The following is a 21,089-nucleotide window of genomic DNA, read 5'->3' on the forward strand; positions in this document are numbered from 1 at the left end:
ACGATCATCATCATAACGAATATATTGTTGAGGTGAGTATGCGCTGGCAAGGGCGTCGTGAAAGTGACAATGTGGAAGACAGGCGCAGCAACTCGGGTGGCGGTCCTTCTCTGGGCGGGCCAGGGTTTCGTCTGCCGAGCGGCAAAGGCGGGATTATTCTGCTCATCGTCGTGCTGGTTGCCGGGTATTACGGTGTCGATTTAACGGGACTGATGACGGGACAACCGGTCTCACCGCAGCAGTCTTCGCGTTCCATTAGCCCGAATGAAGACGAAGCGGCAAAATTTACCTCGGTGATTCTGGCGACAACGGAAGACTCCTGGGGTCAACAGTTTGAAAAAATGGGCCGCACCTACCAACCGCCAAAACTCGTGATGTACCGTGGGGCGACGCGTACCGGTTGCGGTACCGGACAATCCATTATGGGACCGTTTTACTGCCCGGCGGATGGCACGGTCTATATCGATCTCTCCTTCTACGATGACATGAAAGAAAAACTGGGCGCGGAGGGGGATTTCGCTCAGGGCTATGTGATTGCTCACGAAGTGGGACATCACGTCCAGAAACTGCTGGGCATCGAACCGAAAGTACGTCAGATGCAGCAGAACGCTTCGCAGGCGGAAGTCAACCAACTCTCTGTGCGTATGGAACTGCAGGCGGACTGCTTTGCTGGCGTCTGGGGTAACAGTATGCAGCAGCAGGGCGTTCTGGAGTCTGGCGATCTGGAAGAGGCGCTGAATGCCGCCGAAGCGATTGGTGACGATCGTCTCCAGCAGCAAAGTCAGGGCCGCGTCGTTCCGGACAGTTTCACCCATGGAACGTCAGAGCAGCGCTATAGCTGGTTTAAGCGCGGTTTTGATAGCGGCAACCCGGCGCAATGTAATACCTTTGGCAAAGGTTTTTAACTTCTGAGGCAGGGATGTCTGGTTATACCGCGCTGAATGCGTTAACCGCACAAATGACCCGGGAGGGGATTCGTCGTCTGCTGGTGCTGAGCGGCGAGGCGTCCTGGTGTCATGAACAGGCGCAGCGCCTGCGTGACACATTACCCGGCGACTGGCTATGGGTTTCCCCTGATGCGTCCGCTGAACCCTGCTGCACGCCGCTGGCGCTGCAAACGCTCCTGGGGCGCGAATTCCGCCATGCCATCTTCGATGCGCTGGCAGGGTTTGATGCGGCGGCCTTTGCCGCGTTAAGCGGAACGCTGCGAGCGGGCAGTTGGCTGGTGCTAGTCGCGCCGCCACTGGCGCGCTGGCATCACTGTCCTGATACGGATTCGCTGCGCTGGAGCGACTGCGCGCAACCTATTGCGACTCCCCATTTTATCCATCACATCCGTCGACTCATTGCGGCGGATGAGCAGACGCTGTGCTGGCAGCAGTCTCAGCCGTTTTGTGTACCCCATTTTCCTGAACGTCCCCACTGGCAGTCCGCAACCGGTGCGCCGCTGCCTGAACAGGCGGCTATTCTGGCGCAGTTGTTACAGATGCCCGAAGGGATCGCCACGGTCACCGCCGCGCGTGGGCGCGGTAAATCGGCGCTGGCGGGGCAGTTGATTTCGCGCATCAAGGGCAGCGCTATCGTGACCGCGCCGGCAAAAGCGGCAACGGACGTGCTGGCTCAGTTTGCCGGCGACAACTTCTGCTTTATGGCACCGGATGCGCTGCTGAGTACGGAGGTGCGCGCCGACTGGTTGGTGGTAGACGAAGCCGCGGCGATCCCCGCGCCGCTCCTTCTGCGCCTTGTTTCCCGTTTCCCGCGCACTCTGTTGACCACAACGGTACAAGGCTACGAAGGTACCGGACGCGGCTTTTTGTTGAAGTTCTGCGCCCGCTTTCCAAAACTACAGCGTTATGAACTCCGGCAACCCGTTCGCTGGGCGCAGGGCTGCCCGCTGGAGAAATGGGTCAGCGACGCGCTGGTTTTTGATGATGACCGTTTTGCGGCCACGCCGCAGGGCAGCATTACGATTGCCCCTTTCGAACAGGACGCCTGGCATACAAGGCCGGAAATGCCTCTGGCGGTCTATCGACTGCTTTCCGGGGCGCATTACCGCACCTCTCCACTGGATCTACGCCGAATGATGGATGCGCCGGGCCAGCATTTTTTCAACGCCGCCTGTGAGGGGCAAATCGTCGGGGCGCTTTGGCTGGTTGAGGAAGGCGGCCTTGCTCCCGAACTCAGCCAGGCCGTCTGGGCGGGATTTCGGCGACCTCGGGGGAATCTTGTCGCGCAGTCGCTGGCGGCGCACGGCGGCGATCCGCTGGCGGCTACCTTGACTGGTCGTCGGATCAGCCGCATCGCCGTCCATCCGGGACGTCAGCGCGAGGGTATTGGACAGCAGCTGATCGCGCAGGCTCATGCGGCAAACTGTGACTACCTTTCCGTTAGCTTTGGCTATACGCCTGAGCTGTGGCGCTTCTGGCAGCGCTGCGGTTTCATCCTGGTGCGCGTAGGGAATCACAGGGAGGCCAGCAGCGGCTGCTATACCGCAATGGCACTCCTGCCGCTAAACGCGGCGGGAAGACGTCTGGCTGAATATGAGCATCACCGCTTACGTCGCGATGCCGACATGCTTGCGCGGTGGAATGGGGAGGCGATTCCGGTTGAGCCGTTGAAAACGACTACGCTTAATGAAGATGACTGGCTGACGCTGGCGGGGTTTGCCTTCGCACATCGTCCGTTGTTGACCTCGCTTGGCGGTTTGAGCCGCCTGCTGGCGACCAGCACGCTGCCGTTACCGGCGCTGCGGGGCAGCCTGCAAGCGCGGCTTAGCGATGCAGAGCTCTGTCTGACGTTGTGCCTTTCAGGGCGTAAAGCACTGTTGAAGCGTCAGCGAGAAGAGGCGACGCAGGCGTTAACCGCGCTGGACCCCGAGCGGACCGATCATGACCGTAATCGCATTCTGCAATGGCAATTTTTTCACTAACTCCTTCAATTTTCTGGCATGGTCATTGCGATTGAGCAGCGTAGAATTAACGGCATCAGTTAAGGAGACCGCCATGAAACATGACCATTTTGTTGTTCAAAGTCCGACCCAACCTGCTCAACAGCTGTTGCTGCTGTTTCATGGCGTGGGCGATAACCCCGTCGCAATGGGTGAGATCGGTTCGTGGTTTGCCCCTCTCTTCCCGGACGCGCTGGTGGTCAGCATCGGTGGCGTTGAGCCAAGCGGTCCGGCATCCGGGCGTCAGTGGTTTTCAGTGCAAGGGGTGACGGAAGAGAATCGCCAGGCGCGGATTGACGCGATCATGCCGGTGTTTATCGAAACGGTGCGCTACTGGCAAAAACAGAGTGGCGTAGGGGCAAATGCCACGGCGCTGATTGGTTTCTCTCAGGGGGCGATTATGGCGCTGGAGAGCATCAAAGCCGAGCCGGGCCTTGCCTCGCGGGTGATTGCGTTTAACGGACGCTATGCCAGCCTGCCGGAAACCGCGCCGACCGCCACCACTTTCCATCTGATCCACGGTGGTGAAGATCGGGTGATTGAACTTTCGCATGCGGTGGCCGCTCAGGACGCGCTGTTAAGTGTAGGCGGAGATGTCACGCTGGATATCGTGGAAGACCTCGGTCACGCGATAGACGACCGTAGCATGCAGTTTGCCCTCGATCATTTGCGCTATACCGTGCCGAAGCACTACTTTGATGAAGCGCTCAGCGGCGGTACGCCAAACGATGATGACGTGATTGAGATGATCTAAAAGACAAGGCCGGAAGGGATCCCTTCCGGCCTTTGGTTATTTCTTCGGTTGGTCTTTCTTCGGCCAATCGTCGTCGTCATCCCACTTATCGTTAAAGTCACGATGCGGAGGAAGTTCCGGCTTATTGGCGAGGAATTTTTTGTGGTCGACGCGTTTGAGATCCTTGATCACGTTCAGCAGCACACCTACCAAAAACACCAACACCAGAATCCACCAATATTTTGCCAACCAGTCCATGCGCGTTACCTCTTGCAGGAACCTCGTCAGGCGACGAGTTGTTCCATAATACGTTGATACATACGGGCAAGTAGCTGCAGGTCGGCGGCGTTCACGCATTCATTGATTTTATGAATAGTGGCATTCACCGGACCCAGCTCCACGACCTGTGCTCCCATGCGAGCGATAAACCGTCCATCAGACGTACCGCCCGTGGTCAGCAACTGCGGTTTAATTTCATTATAGTGCTCGATGGCGTTCACGACGGCATCCACCAGCTTCCCGCGATCGGTCAGGAACGGCTGACCGGAGAGCCACCAGTCTACCGTATAGCGCAACTGATGTTTTTCGAGCAGCGCGTGCACCCGCGCTTTGATCATCTCATCGGTCAGTTCGGTACTGAAACGGAAGTTGAACTGCACGAACAGTTCCCCGGGGATGACGTTATTGCTACCGGTGCCAGCCTGGACGTTGGCAATCTGCATACTGGTGGCCGGGAAAAATTCATTGCCCTGATCCCACTCAATGTTTACCAGCTCATTGAGCATTGGCGCGGCGCGGTGTACCGGGTTATCCGCCAGATGCGGATAGGCGACGTGCCCCTGCACGCCATGAATGGTCAGGTTGCAGGTCAGCGAGCCGCGACGACCGTTCTTGACGACATCACCAACCACTTCGGTGCTTGAGGGTTCGCCGACCAGGCAGTAATCCAGGCGCTCATTACGCGCCATCAACGCCTCGACCACCTTGACGGTGCCGTTTTTTGCGCTGGCCTCTTCATCTGAGGTTATCAGAAACGCCAGACGCCCTTTGTGGGTCGGGTGCTGAGCGACAAAGCGCTCAGCCGCCACCACCATGGCCGCCAGCGAACCTTTCATGTCCGCCGCGCCGCGACCGAACAACATCCCGTCGCGAATGGTTGGCTCGAAAGGCGGATTGATCCAGCGATCGGCATCGCCCGCTGGCACAACGTCGGTGTGGCCGGCAAACGCCAGCGTCTCACCCTGTCCGCGCCATGCCCAAAAATTCTGTGTATCCGCAAAATCCATACGCTCAACGGTAAAACCGAGCGCGCGCAGGCGTTCAATCATCAACGCCTGACATCCCGCATCATCCGGGCTCAGGGAAGGGCGGCGAATAAGCTGCTGTGTCAGCTCAATAACCGGGCACGACATAGACTACACCTCGTCAAAAAACTGCTGATAACTGGATTCACTAAAACCCAGCAGCATAGGCTTACCGGGCGCGCAGAGCAATGGGCGTTTGATGATCGCCGGCATTTCAGTCATTAATGCGGCGGCAGACGCTGCATCGGTGATGTGACTGCGCGTGGTTTCGTCCAGCTTGCGCCACGTTGTTCCACGGGTGTTGAGAAGCGACTCCCAACCTAATTCATTGATAAATGAAGTGAGAAGTGTGTTGTCCAGACCATCGACACGATAATCGTGAAAACGGTAGTCAATGCCACGCGCTTCCAGCCAACGGCGGGCCTTTTTAATGGTGTCGCAATTTTTAATACCGTAGAGGGTAATCATTTGCATCCTTATTAACGTAAATTGACTATATAGTCATCAATATCGTTACGTCCGATAATACATTTTGTCATTTAATCGTGATCGGTAAATATAACATTGTTGAAGTAATGTGAATAATAATTCCTGAATCCGGGGAGATTTACGGCTTAATCAAAATTCGGAATTTCCCACTTGCAGCCACCTGTTTTTTAATCAAAATTGAAGGAGTACCAGATAACGTATGATTGTGTCGAATTATTGCTGTATGTCACATAAAATTTATGGGTAGCGCGCCATAGTGATGACATTACCCCACACCCCGGAGGATGTAATCACAGCAATTGGTTAATTTGTCTTCACCAGGAGATAATATTTTTGTAGAATGCCCATAATAAAAAGCAGAGGTTGTTATGATTGAACGCGAACTGGGGAACTGGAAAGATTTTATTGAAGTGATGCTTCGCAAATAAATTTCTGGAAGGATGACCAAATAACAGAACATACCGTGTGAGATTCATCACACAGAAAGGGCGACCCGTTGGCAGGTCGCCTTTTTTTATCGCTTATTCCTGGCGCGGTTTCAATGGGAAACGGCGACGGACCAGGACGAAGAACAGTGGCACAAAATAGATAGCCAGCACCGTTGCCGAGATCATCCCGCCCATGACGCCCGTCCCGACGGCGTGTTGACCGCCGGAACCTGCCCCGTTGCTGATAGCCATCGGCAGCACGCCGAAGATAAACGCCAGCGAGGTCATCAGGATCGGACGTAAGCGCTGCCGACAGGCGTGCAGCGTCGCATCCAGAAGATCGTGTCCTTTCTCGTTCATCTCATTGGCAAATTCAACGATCAGAATGGCGTTTTTGGCGGAGAGACCAATGACCGTCAGTAGCCCGACCTGGAAATAGACATCGTTTTCCAAACCGCGCATCCAGGTAGCGAGCAGCGCACCAATGACCCCCAGCGGCACCACCAGCATAACCGAGAACGGTACCGACCAGCTTTCATACAGCGCGGCCAGGCACAGGAATACCACCAGCAGAGAAATGGCATACAGGGCCGGTGCCTGCGCCCCGGAGAGCCGCTCCTGGTAGGACATGGCAGTCCATTCCAGACCAAATCCGGTTGGCAACTGACGCACCAGCGACTCCATCACATCCATCGCCGTCCCGGTGCTCACACCGGGCGCAGCTTCACCGACAATCTCGATGGCAGAATAGCCGTTGTAGCGCTCCAGGCGCGGAGAACCGGTCTCCCAGCGTGAGGTGGCGAAGGCAGAGAAAGGCACCATGCCGCCGCTGTTATTGCGCACGTACCACAGGTTGATATCGTCTGGCAGCATGCGGTATTTCGCAGCAGCCTGGACGTAAACCTTCTTCACGCGGCCGCGATCCATAAAGTCGTTGACGTAGCTCGACCCCCAGGCGGTCTGCAACGTATCGTTGATATCGTCAATGGATACGCCCAGCGCCTGGGCTTTGCGCTGGTCGACATCAATTTGCAACTGTGGGCTGTCGTCCAGACCGTTGTGGCGCACACGGGTCAGGGCGCTATCCTGCGACGCCAGACGAATCAACTGGTCGCGTGCGGCCATTAAGGCGTCATGACCGGCACCGGCGTGATCCTGCAGTTCCATGTCAAAGCCTGCGGAACTGCCGAGACCGCTGATGGCTGGCGGGCTGCTGGCGAATACGCGCGCCTCTTTGATTTTGTTAAAAGCCTTCGTCGCACGTTCGATAATGGCAAACGAGGTGCCGGTGGTGGAGTCGCGTTCGCCCCAGTCTTTCAGGCGTACGAACATACGCGCCACGTTCTGACCGTTGCCACCCGGCCCGGAACCGACTGTCGCAAACACGGACTGGACGTTATCTTTTTCGTGGGTGGAGTAATATTTCTCGACTTCCTGCACCACTTTTAAGGTTTGCTGCTGCGTAGAGCCACTCGGCAACTGAATCGACGTGGTAAACATGCCGCGGTCTTCCAGCGGCAGGAACGAGGTTGGCAGACGCAGGAACAGAACCACCATCGCGCCAAGCAGCAACACATAGATCAGGATCCAGCGCAGGCTGCGATGCAGAATTTTGGCTACGCCTTTCTCGTAACGCTCGGCGTTACGGTTGAAGGTGCGGTTAAACCAGCCGAAGAAACCGGTTTGCCCGTGATGCTCGCCTTTGTGCAGCGGTTTAAGCAAGGTGGCGCACAGGGCAGGGGTGAGGATCATCGCCACCAGAACGGAAAGCACCATTGCCGCCACAATGGTAATGGAGAACTGACGATAGATTGCCCCGGTGGTCCCGCCAAAGAAGGCCATCGGCACAAAGACGGCTGACAGCACCATCGCGATACCGACCAGCGCGCCCTGAATTTGTCCCATCGATTTTCGTGTCGCCTCGCGCGGCGTGAGACCTTCCTCACTCATAATACGCTCGACGTTTTCCACCACCACGATGGCGTCATCCACCAGCAGTCCAATCGCCAGTACCATCGCAAACATGGTCAGGGTGTTGATGCTGTAACCGAAGGCATAGAGCACCGAGAAGGTGCCCATCAGCACCACCGGTACGGCAATCGTCGGGATCAATGTGGCGCGGAAATTTTGCAGGAACAGGTACATCACGAGGAATACCAGCGCGATGGCTTCCAGCAACGTTTTCACCACGTCTTCAATGGAGGCTTTAACGAAAGAGGTGGTTTCATAGGCCACCTTGTACTCCAGACCGTGCGGGAAGTATTGCGCCAGCTCATCAAGGCGCTTAATCACCTGCGTCGCGGTGGACATTTCGTTGGCTCCCGACGCCAGTTTAACCCCAAGCCCGGACGCCGCATTGCCATTGAAGCGGCTGAGATAGTCATACTTCTCAGCCCCCATTTCGACGGTGGCGACATCGCCCAGGGTCACTTCTGAACCATCCTGATTGACGCGCAGCGTAATGGCGCGAAACTGTTCCGGCGTTTGCAGCAGCGACTGGGCGTTAATGGTGGCGTTCAGCGCTTGGGTATCAATGGAAGGGGTTCCACCTAACTGTCCGACGGCGATCTGCGCGTTTTGCGACTCAATGGCGTCAGTGACATCTTTCGCGGTCATCTGGAAACTGTTGAGCCTGGCCGGATCCAGCCAGATGCGCATGGAATATTGCGAGCCGTAGGCATCGATATCGCCGACGCCGTTCACCCGGCTGAGTGGATCCTGAATATTACTGGCAACGTAGTCCGCAATATCCTGCTTATCCATCGAACCGTCAGTGGAGACAAAGGCAATCGTCAGGATGTTGGTATCCCCGGTCTTACGTACCGTCACGCCCTGGTTCTGTACCGCCTGCGGTAGTTTACGCATCGCTGACTGCAGCTGATTCTGGACCTGCTGTACGGCTTCATCCGGATCGGTGCCGGCAACGAAGCTCAGCGTCACCGACGCTTGTCCAGTACCGCTGCTTTGCGATGACATGTACATCAGATTATCGAGGCCGGTCATGTTCTGTTCAATGACCTGGGTGACGGTGTTTTCCAGCGTTTGCGCGGAGGCACCGGGATAGTTCGCGGTGATGCGCACGTTTGGCGGCGCCAGATCCGGATATTGTTCCACCGGCAACGAGAAAATAGCCAGGGTACCTGTCAGACACAACAGGATAGCCAGCACCCAGGCAAATATGGGGCGATCGATAAAGAAATTCGCCATCAGAAAGAGGACCTCATTATTCTACATATCTTTATAGGTATGACTTGCTTCACTGTAGCGGGAAGGTACGAGCCAAACGTGGAGAAAAAAAGGAGATAATGTAAATTATCATGCCTGATTACAGCGTTTGTCAGCTTCCCGCACGCTCACGTCCGGTTTTGTGCGAATTTATGTCAGATGACTCGCGTCCTCTTCTGATTCCGTCGAGCGAAAGCTAATGCTCACTAACGTCCCGCCGCCGGAAGGCTGCGAGAAACTTAATGTACCGCCAAGACGTTCCGCACGCTCGCGCATAATGTTCAGGCCATAATGCCCCGCAGGTTCGTTAGGCTCGCCGATGCCCACTCCGTTATCGCGGATATACACCGTGTGATTACCATCAGGTGCCGTCACACAGCTGACGGCAATCTCACTGGCATTGGCGTGCTTCATCGCGTTGAGCACCGCTTCACGGATAATCTGCAATAAATGGACCTGCATCTGCGCGTCGAGAGCCAGTGTCGGCAGGCGGCAGTCCAGAGAGAGTTTAGCCGCAGTCTGTCCCTGCAGCGCTTCGAGCATCTCATGCAGGGCAGAAGGTAAATCAGCCTGCTGTAACGTCAGGCGGAAGGTGGTCAGCAGTTCTCGCAACTGACGATAGGCATCGTTCAGCGCCCGCGAGAAATCATCCATAATGGCCTGCGCCGGGGCGTTATCTTCCGGAATGGCGCGTTTGAGCAGCGTCAACTGAATGCGCAGATACGAGAGCACCTGCGCCAGCGAATCATGCAGCTCGCGGGCAATGGTGGCGCGTTCCTCCATCAGCAACAGTTGCTGGAAGTGTTTCTGCGCGTGGTTGAAGTACAGGCCGCGGCCCAGCATTGTCGATACGCTATTTAACAGCGGGATCGCGCTGGCGACATGCTGACTTTGCCAGTGCAGCTCGCCGTAGACCGTCTCCTGCATGGTTACCGGCAGGATTTGCATGGGCAGGTTGGTCTGTTTTTCGCCCTCGCTGATGCGCCAGTTTTCACCGACGGTAAGTTCGAGGAATTGCGCCGCTTCGTTATCACGGACAATCTGCAAAATATGACGGAAGCAGTGCACATCAATCTGACTGGTATTCAGCGCCTGAGAGCACTGGTACAGCACTTCCAGACGACGTTTGGCTTCATGGAGATCGTGGGTCTTTTCTTCGACCGTTGCTTCCAGCGAGCGATACAGCTTGTGCAGTTCGCTCGACATCTGATTAAAGGTTTTTGCCAGCAGCCCCAGTTCATTGGGGAGGTGCGTGTCCAGCGGCGGTGAATCAAACTGACCGTGTTCAATGCGCTGACTGGCCATTACCAACTGATTAAGCGGGCGCACAACCTGATGACGAATACTTCGCAGGGTGAAGAAGACGAGGGTAAAGATCCCGAAACCGCCCGCCAGCGAGATCCCCACCACCAGCATCACTTTGCGTTCGGCATAGTGTTGCAATGCCAGCACGAAGAGATCGATCTTATCGACGTAGGCGTTAATGTTGTCCTGATACCACTGCAGGTCGCCGTCGATCAGGCGGTTGTTCATTTCCAGCCAGTTGGCATGCAGTTGCGCGTAGCGTCCTTTCACCGCCTGAGGCACATACCAGGCATTCAAATTGTTTAATGCCGGTGAGTTTAATGCCTGCTGAAAGAGTTGACGATGGGCGTTTAACTGCGGGCTTTGGCTTTGCAGATCGTACCCCAGACGATAGCTCTGCATGCGCAAAGAACCCGCCACGTTAATGGCTTCGGCATCCCGCAAGCTGCTTGCCAGCGTCAGTAGCGCAACGCCGGTCGAGAGAATCGAGAGCAGGACAATGTAAAAAAAGGCCCGGGCCAGACTGGCCGAGACAGGGCGTTTGACGATCACACGCGTAATTTCCTTTAAAAGTGCTTACGGTGAAAATCCCTCGCAGATCTGAAACGTAATTTCACCTGGGCTGAAATAAATTGATCTGCCACAGGTTCTGTAGAAATAGTTGCGCTTCCTGGGCAAATGAACATTGCCGACGTGTGGTCAGTCGGTTAATAACAACACTTATATAAAGAATAAGGTTTTTACAACCAAAAAAGAAGGTCGCCATGAACCGTTTTATTATGGCCAACAGCCAACAGTGCCTGGGATGCCATGCCTGTGAAGTGGCTTGTGTCTTGGCCCACAATGAAGAGCAACATGTCCTTAGCCAACGTCACTACCAGCCCCGGATCACTGTCATCAAGCATCAGCATCAGCGGAGTGCGGTGACCTGCCACCATTGCGAAGATGCTCCTTGCGCCCGCAGTTGTCCGAATGGGGCAATAAGCCACGTCAACGACAGCGTGCAGGTTAATCAGCAAAAGTGTATCGGCTGTAAATCCTGCGTAGTGGCCTGTCCGTTTGGCACGATGCAGATAGTCCTGACGCCCGTCGCCAAAGATCAGGTCAAAGCGACGGCGCATAAATGCGACCTCTGTCAGGGGCGGGAAAATGGACCGGCCTGTGTGGAAAACTGTCCTGCTGACGCGCTGCAACTGGTGACGGAAGGGACGTTAACCCGACTGGCAAAAGCGCGACGTTTACGTACAGCCCGGCAGGAGAATCAGCCCTGGCATGCGGATGCGACGGCGACGGCCTCCCCCGGGATGAGCAAAATTGAGCAAATGCACGCGACGCCTGCGCGCGGGGAGCCGGATAAACTGGCTATCGACGCGCGAAAAGTCAGCTTTGACGAAATCTATCTGCCCTTTCGTACGGCTCAGGCGGAACAGGAGGCCTCTCGCTGCCTGAAGTGCGGTGAACACAGCATTTGCGAATGGACCTGCCCGCTGCATAACCACATCCCCCAGTGGATTGAACTGGTGAAAGCCGGGAATATTGATGCGGCGGTAGAACTGTCTCACCAGACGAACTGCTTGCCGGAAATTACCGGGCGCGTCTGTCCGCAGGATCGACTGTGCGAAGGGGCCTGTACGGTGCGCGACGAGCATGGAGCGGTGACGATCGGTAACATTGAACGCTACATCTCTGACCGTGCGTTGGGTAAAGGCTGGCGCCCGGATCTGAGCCATGTCCAGAAGGTTGATAAGCGCGTGGCGATTATTGGTGCCGGCCCGGCAGGGCTTGCCTGCGCGGATGTGCTGGCGCGTCACGGCGTCAGCGCCACCGTTTTTGACCGCCACCCGGAAATCGGCGGGCTGCTGACCTTTGGCATCCCGGCCTTCAAACTGGATAAATCACTGCTGGCGCGCCGTCGGGAAATCTTCAGCGCAATGGGGATCCATTTTGAGCTGAACTGTGAAGTGGGCAGCGACGTGAAAATGGAGGCGTTGCTGGAAGATTACGACGCCGTGTTTGTCGGCGTAGGAACCTATCGTTCGATGAAGGCTGACCTGCCCAATGAGGATGCACCGGGCGTCTACGACGCGCTGCCGTTCCTGATTGCCAATACCAAACAGGTGATGGGGCTGGACGAACATCCAGAAGAACCGTACATCGACACCGCCGGACTCAACGTGGTGGTGCTGGGCGGCGGTGATACGGCGATGGACTGCGTGCGTACCGCGCTGCGTCATGGCGCAAGTCAGGTAACCTGCGCCTATCGTCGCGATGAAGCCAACATGCCGGGTTCGAAAAAAGAGGTGAAAAACGCGCGCGAAGAAGGGGCTAACTTCGAGTTCAACGTGCAACCGGTCGATCTGGAACTGAGCGCGGACGGGCGCGTTTGCGGCATTCGTTTCCTGCGTACGCAATTAGGTGAGCCGGATTCCCAGGGACGCCGCCGTCCGGTGCCGATCGCAGGCAGCGAGTTTGTGATGCCGGCAGACGCCGTGATCATGGCGTTTGGTTTCCATCCGCACGGGATGCCGTGGCTGGAGACCCACGGTGTCCAGGTGGATAGCTGGGGACGCATCGCGGCAAACGTCGAGAGCGCGTACCGGTATCAGACCAGTAACCCGAAGATCTTTGCCGGTGGCGATGCGGTTCGCGGCGCCGACCTGGTGGTTACGGCAATGGCGGAAGGACGTCATGCCGCGCAGGGCATCATCGACTGGCTGGGCATTAATTCGGTGAAATCTCACTAACCAAAACCGGCTTCACGGCGTAGTATGATTTCTCTTCTTACGCTGTGGAGCCGGTATGTCGCAAAAAATCACCCTGGTTAAAGACAAAGTCCTTTCTGATAATTATTTCATCCTGCGCAATATCACTTACGATCTCACCCGCTCGAACGGCGAGGTCATCCGCCACAAACGCGAAGTGTACGATCGCGGCAATGGGGCAACGATTCTGCTGTATAACGCAGAGAAAAAGACCGTCGTGCTGATTCGTCAATTCCGCGTAGCGACATGGGTGAACGGTAACGAAAGCGGGCAGTTGATTGAAACCTGCGCCGGATTACTGGACAACGATGAACCCGAAGCCTGCATTCGCAAAGAGGCCATTGAAGAGACGGGCTATGAAGTGGGCGAGGTGCGTAAGCTCTTTGAGCTATACATGTCCCCCGGCGGCGTGACGGAGCTGATTCACTTCTTTATTGCCGAATACAGCGAAAGTCAGCGCGCCAGTGCAGGTGGCGGCGTTGAAGATGAAGATATTGCCGTGCTGGAACTGCCGTTTACCCAGGCGCTGGAGATGATTAAAACCGGTGAGATACGAGACGGTAAGACCGTGTTATTGCTCAACTATTTGCAATCCTCTCATTTAATGGATTGATAAATAAGGTTTATATTTCTTTACGAATTATTGAATCTATCCGACAAATCCGATTGAGCATGGTGAACAGCACAACGAAGATACGACCTGTGTTGTTCGTTTGACTTCTGGGGTTATTACCGTCCATGCGCTATCGCGTTATTTTCCTTTTCCTGCTCGGTCTGATTCCGGCCAGCTTGCTGTGGGCCGCGCCCGCGCAACAGGCCTTTTCTGACTGGCAGGTAACCTGTAATAACCAGAATTTTTGCGTCGCGCGTAACACCGGGGAACACGGCGGGCTGGTGATGACCCTGAGTCGCAGCGCCGGGGCGCATACCGATGCTGTCCTGCGCCTCGATCTTGGCGGATTGACCGCGCCGTCCAATGAAGCGGACATTGCGCCCCGTCTGTTGCTGGACGGCAAACCGCTGGCGCTGAGCCCGGAACACTGGCGAATAACGTCGTGGCACCTGATGACGGACGACACGACAACCATTGCAGAATTTCTGGCGACGATTCAGGACGGGAAGGCAGTCACCCTGCAAAAGGGCAATCAGATAATTTCGCTGGCCGGGCTGAAAGCCGCGCTGTTGTTCATCGACGCGCAGCAAAAGCGGGTAGGCAGTGAAACGGCGTGGATTGAGAAAGGTAACGATCCACCGCTCAGCGTTCCGCCCGCCCCGGCGCTGAAAGGCGTAGCCGTCGTTAACCCGACGCCAACACCGCTCTCCCTCGACGAACGCAACGACCTTCTTGATTACGGCAACTGGCGAATGAACGGCATCAAGTGTTCACTCGATCCTTCACGCCGCGAGGTGCGGGTGACCGCCCTTACTGATGACAAAGCCTTGCTGATGATTGCCTGTGAAGCCGGGGCGTATAACACTATCGATCTGGCGTGGATCGTGTCGCGTAAAAAACCGCTGGCCTCACACGCCGTGCGGCTGCGTTTACCGTTCAACAGCGGTGCGGAAAGCAATGACATGGAGTTGATGAACGCCATGTTTGATGAGAAGTCGCGCGAACTGGTCACTCTGGCAAAGGGGCGGGGATTAACGGATTGTGGCATCCAGACGCGCTGGCGTTTTGACGGCCAGCGTTTTCGTCTGGTGCGTTATGCCGAAGAGCCGAGCTGTGATGGCTGGCATGGGCCAGATGCCTGGCCCACGCTATGGATCACGCGTTGATTTTCTGTCGGATGGCGACTGCGTCTTATCCGACCTACAGATAGCTTTTCGTAGGCCGGATAAGACGCGTTAGCGTCGTCATCCGGCGTTGCATACATCAGGCGTTCAAAACCTTGTGTGCTTTCTCGACAATGTTCTCAACGGTAAAGCCGAAGTAAGGGAACAGCTTCTCTGCCGGCGCAGATTCACCGTAACCGGTCATGCCGACAATCGCCCCTTTTAAGCCCACATATTTGTACCAGTAATCGGCGATACCGGCTTCAACCGCGACGCGCGCGCTGACGTTCGACGGCAGAACCGACTCGCGGTATGCCTCGTCCTGGGCATCGAAAATATCCGTTGAGGGCAGGGAAACCACGCGGACATTGCGCCCTTCACCGGTGAGTTTCTCTGCGGCCAGCAGGGTTATCTCCATTTCCGAACCGGTGGCTATCAGGATGATATCTGGTTTACCGCCGCCATCTTTGAGCACATAACCGCCGCGGGCGATCGCGTTCACCTGCTCCGGCGTGCGTTCAACCTGTGCCAGGTTCTGTCGTGACAGGATCAGCGCCGTTGGGCCATCATGACGCTCGACGGCCAGCTTCCAGCCCACCGCCGCTTCAACCTGATCGCATGGTCGCCAGGTGCTGAAATTGGGTGTCAGACGCAGGCTGGCCAGTTGTTCCACCGCCTGGTGCGTCGGGCCATCTTCCCCCAGGCCGATAGAGTCATGGGTATACACCATAATCTGCCGCGCCTTCATCAGCGCCGCCATGCGCGCCGCATTGCGCGCATATTCGACGAACATCAGGAAGGTGGCGGTATAGGGCACGAATCCACCGTGATGGGCGATGCCGTTGGCGATGGCAGTCATGCCAAATTCACGCACGCCATAGTGAATGTAATTACCCGCCAGATCCTCTTTCAATGAGGTCGAACCTTTCCAGATTGTCAGGTTACTCGGCGCAAGGTCCGCCGAACCGCCTAACAGTTCCGGCAGGAGCGGACCGTAGACGTTGAGGGCATTTTGCGATGCCTTGCGGGTGGCGATTTTGGCAGGATTCGCCTGAAGTTCGTTGATGTATTTCTGCGTGGTCTTTTCCCACGCCTCGGGCAGACCGCCGGTCATGCGGCGCGTGAACTCGGCGGCCAGCTCCGGATGCGCTTTCTGATAAGCGGCGAATTTTTCATTCCAGTGCTGCTGCGCTTTCTCGCCTTTTTCACGGGCGTCCCAGGCGCGATAAATCTCTTTTGGGATCTCAAACGCCGGGTGGTGCCAGCCCAGTTTCTGTCGCGTCAGCGCTACTTCCTCTTCGCCCAGCGCTGCGCCGTGGGATTCCTCTTTGCCCGCTTTGTTCGGCGAGCCAAAGCCAATCACCGTCCGGCAGATTATCAGCGAGGGTTTGTCCTTCACGCTCTGCGCTTCCTGAATCGCTTTCTTCACCGCTTGCGGGTCATGACCGTCGATGTCGTGGATGACGTGCCAGTGGTAGGCCTCAAAGCGTTTGCCCGTGTCATCGGTAAACCAGCCGTCGGTTTCACCATCAATGGAGATACCGTTGCTATCGTAAAAGCCGATCAGCTTGCCCAGTCCCAGCGTTCCCGCCAGCGAGCAGACCTCATGCGAAATGCCTTCCATCAGGCAGCCGTCGCCCATAAACACATACGTGAAATGATCGACAATCTCGTGACCCGGCTGGTTGAACTGCGCCGCCAGCGTGCGTTCGGCAATGGCTAAACCGACGGCGTTCGCCAGCCCCTGACCCAGTGGCCCGGTCGTGGTTTCCACCCCCGGCGTATAGCCGATTTCCGGGTGCCCCGGCGTTCTGGAATGTAACTGGCGGAAGTTTTTCAGCTCTTCAATCGGCAGATCGTAACCTGTCAGGTGCAGCAGGCTGTAGAGCAGCATTGAGGCATGACCGTTAGAGAGAATAAAACGGTCGCGATCGTACCAGCTCGGATCGGTCGGGTTGTGGCGGAGGAAGTCGTTCCACAGGACTTCGGCGATATCCGCCATTCCCATCGGCGCGCCGGGATGGCCGGAATTGGCTTTCTGAACAGCGTCCATACTGAGCGCACGAATGGCATTAGCAAGGTCTTTACGGGACATAGAACACTCCGTGGCAAGATTTAGAGTTTGGCTGCAAGCAGGTCTTCCAGTTTGCGTTGGTCAACGGCGAACAGACGGATACCGTCAGAGAGTTTCTCCACCGCCATCGCATCCTGGTTATGCTCCCAGCGGAATTCGGCTTCACTCATGGGGGCGGGGCGATGGAAGGTTTGTGAAGACGGCACCAGCTTGCGCACGACCGATTCTTCTTTTTCCTGCAGTTCTTTCAGGAGATTGGGGGCGATCGTCAGGCGATCGCAGCCGGCCAGCGCGAGGATCTGTTCAGTGCGGCGGAAACTGGCACCCATGACAATCGTCTCATAGCGATGCTGTTTGAAGTAATCGTAGATGTTGCGCACCGACTTCACGCCCGGATCTTCCTCTACAACGTACGGATCCATGGGGCTGCGCGCCTGATACCAGTCATAAATACGCCCGACAAACGGGGAGATCAAAAAGACGCCCGCTTCGGCGCAGGCGCGGGCCTGAGCAAAGGAAAACAGCAGCGTCAGGTTGCAGTTAATTCCCTCTTTCTCTAACGCTTGCGCTGCGCGAATGCCTTCCCAGGTGGAAGCCAGCTTAATCAGAATACGGGATTTATCGATTCCCTGCTGCTGGTACAAATCCACCAGATGGCGGGCCTTTTCGATGCTCTTTTGTTGATCGAAGGAGAGGCGGGCATCCACTTCGGTCGACACCCGGCCCGGAATGCTTTTAAGAATTTCCGCACCAAAATTCACCGCCAGTTTGTCACAGGCTTCGACAACCTGCTGTTCCTGGGTTTTCCCCTGTTTCTTCCCCCACTGGAGAGCATCGTCAATCAGATGCGCGTAATGCGCCAGTCCGGCAGCCTTCAGCAGCAGGGAGGGATTGGTGGTGGCATCCTGGGGTTGGTAATGACGAATAGACTCAATATCACCGCTATCGGCCACGACAGTGGTGAATTGTTTGATGCCGTCTAACTGGTTCATAGGAAATACTCCTTGAAAAGTAACGTGTTAGGTGAGTGCTTAACATCACACTTCTGAGAGATTCATGAGGTGCACCACAAAAAAGCATAGCAGACAGGCATGGTAATGCTGGCTCAGGGAGGTAACATGGTTGTTATGAGTTGATTACGAAATCTTTATTTAAGTCGTGATAGTTTGGGGACCTTCAAAGTTTGCGTCCCGCAGTGCGGTGATAATGTGCGACGCACCTGGCTGCGCGTGACTTTTTTGAACGATACGTGAAAGGAACAACAAGATGGATGACCAGTTAAAGCAAAGCGCCCTTGATTTCCATGAATTCCCGGTACCTGGTAAAATCCAGGTTTCCCCGACGAAGCCCCTTGCCACGCAGCGCGATCTGGCGCTGGCCTACTCGCCGGGCGTTGCAGCGCCGTGTCTTGAAATCGAAAAAGACCCGCTGGCTGCGTATAAATACACCGCGCGTGGCAACCTTGTTGCCGTTATCTCTAACGGGACGGCGGTGCTGGGCTTAGGCAATATTGGCGCGCTGGCCGGTAAACCGGTCATGGAAGGCAAAGGCGTTCTGTTTAAGAAATTCGCCGGTATTGATGTGTTCGATATCGAAGTCGATGAACTCGACCCGGACAAATTTATTAACGTCGTTGCCGCGCTGGAACCGACGTTCGGCGGGATCAATCTGGAAGACATCAAAGCGCCAGAGTGTTTCTACATCGAGCAGAAACTGCGCGAACGGATGAATATTCCGGTGTTCCATGACGATCAGCACGGCACTGCGATCATCAGTACCGCCGCCATTCTTAACGGCCTGCGGGTAGTTGAAAAAAATATCTCCGACGTGCGGATGGTGGTATCCGGCGCGGGGGCGGCGGCGATCGCCTGCATGAACCTGCTGGTGGCGTTGGGGATGCAGAAGCACAACATCGTGGTCTGTGACTCCAAAGGCGTCATCTACAAAGGTCGCGAGCCGAATATGGCCGAAACCAAAGCGGCCTACGCGGTAGAAGATGACGGCAAACGGACGCTGGATGACGTTATCGACGGTGCGGACATTTTCCTCGGTTGTTCAGGTCCGAAAGTGCTGACCCAGGAGATGGTCAAAAAGATGGCCCGCGCGCCGATGATTCTGGCGCTGGCTAACCCGGAACCGGAAATCCTGCCGCCGTTGGCAAAAGAGGTGCGTCCGGACGCCATCATCTGTACGGGTCGTTCCGACTACCCGAACCAGGTCAACAACGTCCTGTGCTTCCCGTTCATCTTCCGTGGCGCGCTGGACGTCGGCGCGACGGCGATCAACGAAGAAATGAAGCTGGCTGCGGTCCATGCGATTGCCGAACTGGCGCATGCCGAGCAGAGCGAAGTGGTGGCCTCGGCCTATGGTGACCAGGATCTGAGCTTCGGCCCGGAATACATCATTCCAAAACCGTTCGACCCGCGCCTGATCGTCAAAATCGCGCCCGCGGTTGCCAAAGCGGCGATGGATTCCGGTGTGGCGATGCGCCCGATTGCTGACTTTGACGCTTATATCGACAAGCTGACGGAGTTTGTCTACAAAACCAATCTGTTCATGAAACCTATCTTCTCGCAGGCGCGTAAAGCACCGAAACGCGTCGTGCTGCCGGAAGGGGAAGAGGCGCGCGTCCTGCACGCCACGCAGGAGCTGATCACGCTGGGTCTGGCGAAGCCGATCCTGATTGGTCGCCCAAGCGTGATCGAAATGCGCATTCAGAAACTGGGGCTGCAGATCAAAGCGGGCGTCGATTTTGAGATCGTCAATAATGAATCCGATCCGCGCTTTAAAGAGTACTGGAGCGAGTACTACCAGATCATGAAGCGTCGTGGCATTACCCAGGAGCAGGCGCAGCGTGCGGTGATCGCCAACACCACGGTGATTGGCGCGATCATGGTACAGCGCGGCGAAGCGGATGCGATGATCTGCGGCACCATTGGCGACTACCATGAACACTTCAGCGTGGTGCAAGAGGTGTTTGGCTACCGTGAAGGCGTCCATACCGCCGGGGCGATGAACGCCCTGCTGCTGCCAAGTGGTAACACCTTTATTGCCGATACCTACGTCAATGACGATCCTGAGCCGGAAGAACTGGCAGAAATCGCCGTGATGGCGGCGGAAACCGTGCGTCGGTTTGGTATCGAACCGAAAGTGGCGTTGCTGTCGCACTCTAACTTTGGTTCATCTAACTGCCCGTCTGCCGGCAAAATGCGTGCCGCGCTGGAGATTATCAAAGCACGTGCGCCTGACCTGATGATTGACGGTGAAATGCATGGCGATGCCGCGCTGGTGGAAAGCATCCGTAACGATCGGATGCCGGACAGTCCGCTGAAAGGGTCGGCCAATATTCTGGTGATGCCAAATATGGAAGCCGCACGCATTAGTTATAATTTGCTGCGCGTCTCCAGTTCAGAAGGTGTTACGGTTGGCCCAGTCCTGATGGGCGTGGCAAAACCGGTTCATGTATTAACGCCGATTGCCTCTGTTCGTCGAATCGTGAATATGGTGGCGCTGGCGGTCGTTGAGGCACAAACACAACCGCTGTAATTTCACTTTAATTAATTCCGGCGCGGGTTTCTCCCGCGCCTTTTTATTTTCCCATTCTTAGTGATCCAACTCACCTTTTAAATCTCTTTGCCGAATTTTGTTATTTACCCTGACAAAAAATTGCCACGATAAGCCCTGTCTTAACACAGGCGGTGAGCAATGGATAAAGAACGCATTATTCAGGAATTTGTGCCGGGCAAACAGGTCACGCTGGCGCATCTCATTGCGCATCCTGGTGAAGAACTGGCGAAAAAGATCGGCGTTCCCGAAGCAGGTGCCATCGGCATTATGACCCTGACGCCGGGAGAAACCGCAATGATTGCCGGCGATCTGGCGATGAAGGCTGCCGACGTACACATCGGTTTTCTCGACAGATTCAGCGGCGCATTGGTTATCTACGGCTCGGTTGGCGCAGTAGAAGAGGCCTTATTGCAAACGGTCAGTGGGCTGGGGCGTTTATTAAATTTCACACTCTGCGACCTGACAAAAAGCTAATTCTG

Annotated in this window: 16 protein-coding genes; 9 read left to right on the top strand and 7 right to left on the bottom strand. The window is 55.9% G+C overall.

Translation table 11 applies throughout. From position 1 onward, the window contains the following. Positions 1–38 precede the first annotated feature (38 nt). The 3 genes from ypfJ (at position 39) to ypfH (ending at position 3,701) form a co-directional block, all read left to right on the top strand. Positions 39–905, top strand: a complete 867-nt coding sequence (gene ypfJ / locus ACERJC_RS19325) for a KPN_02809 family neutral zinc metallopeptidase (RefSeq protein ID WP_152403003.1) — start codon at positions 39–41, stop codon at positions 903–905. 14 nt (positions 906–919) lie between these two features. Further along, positions 920–2,929 carry a tRNA(Met) cytidine acetyltransferase TmcA gene (locus ACERJC_RS19330; protein WP_373672279.1) on the top strand — a complete coding sequence of 670 codons (2,010 nt, stop codon included), beginning with the start codon at positions 920–922 and terminating at the stop codon, positions 2,927–2,929. A 73-nt stretch (positions 2,930–3,002) separates the two neighbouring features. Then, positions 3,003–3,701: an esterase gene (gene ypfH, locus ACERJC_RS19335; RefSeq protein WP_371894514.1), complete on the top strand. Its 699-nt coding sequence runs from the start codon at positions 3,003–3,005 to the stop codon at positions 3,699–3,701. A gap of 36 nt (positions 3,702–3,737) precedes the next feature. Here ypfH and ACERJC_RS19340 read toward each other — a convergent pair whose 3' ends face one another. Genes ACERJC_RS19340 through ACERJC_RS19350 form a run of 3 tightly spaced genes read right to left on the bottom strand, consistent with a single transcriptional unit; the run spans position 3,738 to position 5,452 of the window. Next, positions 3,738–3,938 (bottom strand): YpfN family protein, encoded by a 201-nt coding sequence (locus ACERJC_RS19340; protein ID WP_012906607.1) that lies wholly within the window; start codon positions 3,936–3,938, stop codon positions 3,738–3,740. A gap of 26 nt (positions 3,939–3,964) precedes the next feature. Continuing rightward, complete coding sequence (gene dapE / locus ACERJC_RS19345) at positions 3,965–5,092, bottom strand: succinyl-diaminopimelate desuccinylase (protein WP_373672280.1); 1,128 nt, start codon at positions 5,090–5,092, stop codon at positions 3,965–3,967. Positions 5,093–5,095: 3 nt separating this feature from the next. Then, entirely contained in the window at positions 5,096–5,452 is a 357-nt protein-coding gene (locus tag ACERJC_RS19350; RefSeq protein WP_061074938.1) for an ArsC family reductase, read from the bottom strand. Positions 5,453–5,841: 389 nt separating this feature from the next. Between ACERJC_RS19350 and ypfM the strand changes: the two genes are divergently transcribed. Next, positions 5,842–5,901 carry a protein YpfM gene (gene ypfM, locus ACERJC_RS19355; protein WP_001386977.1) on the top strand — a complete coding sequence of 20 codons (60 nt, stop codon included), beginning with the start codon at positions 5,842–5,844 and terminating at the stop codon, positions 5,899–5,901. A 93-nt stretch (positions 5,902–5,994) separates the two neighbouring features. On the opposite strand, the gene acrD is transcribed toward ypfM, so the two are convergent. Further along, positions 5,995–9,108, bottom strand: a complete 3,114-nt coding sequence (acrD, locus tag ACERJC_RS19360; protein WP_373672281.1) for a multidrug efflux RND transporter permease AcrD — start codon at positions 9,106–9,108, stop codon at positions 5,995–5,997. Positions 9,109–9,276: 168 nt separating this feature from the next. Next, positions 9,277–10,983 carry a nitrate/nitrite two-component system sensor histidine kinase NarQ gene (narQ, locus tag ACERJC_RS19365; RefSeq protein WP_373672282.1) on the bottom strand — a complete coding sequence of 569 codons (1,707 nt, stop codon included), beginning with the start codon at positions 10,981–10,983 and terminating at the stop codon, positions 9,277–9,279. A gap of 212 nt (positions 10,984–11,195) precedes the next feature. Here narQ and aegA point away from each other — a divergent pair, with 212 nt between their 5' ends. The 3 genes from aegA to ACERJC_RS19380 all read left to right on the top strand — a co-directional run bounded on the left by aegA (position 11,196) and on the right by ACERJC_RS19380 (position 14,972). Further along, positions 11,196–13,175 (top strand): formate-dependent uric acid utilization protein AegA, encoded by a 1,980-nt coding sequence (aegA, locus tag ACERJC_RS19370; RefSeq protein ID WP_373672283.1) that lies wholly within the window; start codon positions 11,196–11,198, stop codon positions 13,173–13,175. A gap of 55 nt (positions 13,176–13,230) precedes the next feature. Next, on the top strand, positions 13,231–13,806 hold the full coding sequence (gene nudK / locus ACERJC_RS19375; RefSeq protein ID WP_152403019.1) for a GDP-mannose pyrophosphatase NudK: 576 nt from the start codon (positions 13,231–13,233) through the stop codon (positions 13,804–13,806). A gap of 125 nt (positions 13,807–13,931) precedes the next feature. Next, positions 13,932–14,972 (top strand): DUF1176 domain-containing protein, encoded by a 1,041-nt coding sequence (locus ACERJC_RS19380; protein ID WP_373672284.1) that lies wholly within the window; start codon positions 13,932–13,934, stop codon positions 14,970–14,972. 97 nt (positions 14,973–15,069) lie between these two features. Here ACERJC_RS19380 and tkt read toward each other — a convergent pair whose 3' ends face one another. Further along, a complete protein-coding gene (tkt, locus tag ACERJC_RS19385; protein ID WP_373672285.1) occupies positions 15,070–17,064 on the bottom strand; it encodes a transketolase in 1,995 nt (664 codons plus the stop codon). Positions 17,065–17,084: 20 nt separating this feature from the next. Beyond that, entirely contained in the window at positions 17,085–18,035 is a 951-nt protein-coding gene (gene tal / locus ACERJC_RS19390; RefSeq protein ID WP_373672286.1) for a transaldolase, read from the bottom strand. 274 nt (positions 18,036–18,309) lie between these two features. Here tal and maeB point away from each other — a divergent pair, with 274 nt between their 5' ends. Both maeB and eutS read left to right on the top strand, forming a co-directional pair. Continuing rightward, the gene (gene maeB / locus ACERJC_RS19395; RefSeq protein WP_373672287.1) at positions 18,310–20,589 is read left to right on the top strand and encodes an NADP-dependent oxaloacetate-decarboxylating malate dehydrogenase; all 2,280 of its coding nucleotides are present in this window, start codon (positions 18,310–18,312) and stop codon (positions 20,587–20,589) included. A 159-nt stretch (positions 20,590–20,748) separates the two neighbouring features. Then, the gene (gene eutS, locus ACERJC_RS19400; RefSeq protein WP_042317647.1) at positions 20,749–21,084 is read left to right on the top strand and encodes an ethanolamine utilization microcompartment protein EutS; all 336 of its coding nucleotides are present in this window, start codon (positions 20,749–20,751) and stop codon (positions 21,082–21,084) included. Positions 21,085–21,089 lie beyond the last annotated feature (5 nt).

Source organism: Citrobacter telavivensis (assembly GCF_041807075.1).
GTDB classification, from domain to species: Bacteria; Pseudomonadota; Gammaproteobacteria; order Enterobacterales; family Enterobacteriaceae; genus Citrobacter_A; species Citrobacter_A telavivensis.

What these genes read in the sequence shown, in the direction of transcription:
- tal (WP_373672286.1), bottom strand. Translation starts at nt 18,035, where the DNA reads ATGAACCAGTTAGACGGCATCAAACAATTCACCACTGTCGTGGCCGAT.
- acrD (WP_373672281.1), bottom strand. Translation starts at nt 9,108, where the DNA reads ATGGCGAATTTCTTTATCGATCGCCCCATATTTGCCTGGGTGCTGGCT.
- maeB (WP_373672287.1), top strand. Translation starts at nt 18,310, where the DNA reads ATGGATGACCAGTTAAAGCAAAGCGCCCTTGATTTCCATGAATTCCCG.
- ACERJC_RS19340 (WP_012906607.1), bottom strand. Translation starts at nt 3,938, where the DNA reads ATGGACTGGTTGGCAAAATATTGGTGGATTCTGGTGTTGGTGTTTTTG.
- nudK (WP_152403019.1), top strand. Translation starts at nt 13,231, where the DNA reads ATGTCGCAAAAAATCACCCTGGTTAAAGACAAAGTCCTTTCTGATAAT.
- aegA (WP_373672283.1), top strand. Translation starts at nt 11,196, where the DNA reads ATGAACCGTTTTATTATGGCCAACAGCCAACAGTGCCTGGGATGCCAT.
- eutS (WP_042317647.1), top strand. Translation starts at nt 20,749, where the DNA reads ATGGATAAAGAACGCATTATTCAGGAATTTGTGCCGGGCAAACAGGTC.
- tkt (WP_373672285.1), bottom strand. Translation starts at nt 17,064, where the DNA reads ATGTCCCGTAAAGACCTTGCTAATGCCATTCGTGCGCTCAGTATGGAC.
- ACERJC_RS19350 (WP_061074938.1), bottom strand. Translation starts at nt 5,452, where the DNA reads ATGATTACCCTCTACGGTATTAAAAATTGCGACACCATTAAAAAGGCC.
- ACERJC_RS19380 (WP_373672284.1), top strand. Translation starts at nt 13,932, where the DNA reads ATGCGCTATCGCGTTATTTTCCTTTTCCTGCTCGGTCTGATTCCGGCC.
- ypfH (WP_371894514.1), top strand. Translation starts at nt 3,003, where the DNA reads ATGAAACATGACCATTTTGTTGTTCAAAGTCCGACCCAACCTGCTCAA.
- ACERJC_RS19330 (WP_373672279.1), top strand. Translation starts at nt 920, where the DNA reads ATGTCTGGTTATACCGCGCTGAATGCGTTAACCGCACAAATGACCCGG.
- dapE (WP_373672280.1), bottom strand. Translation starts at nt 5,092, where the DNA reads ATGTCGTGCCCGGTTATTGAGCTGACACAGCAGCTTATTCGCCGCCCT.
- ypfJ (WP_152403003.1), top strand. Translation starts at nt 39, where the DNA reads ATGCGCTGGCAAGGGCGTCGTGAAAGTGACAATGTGGAAGACAGGCGC.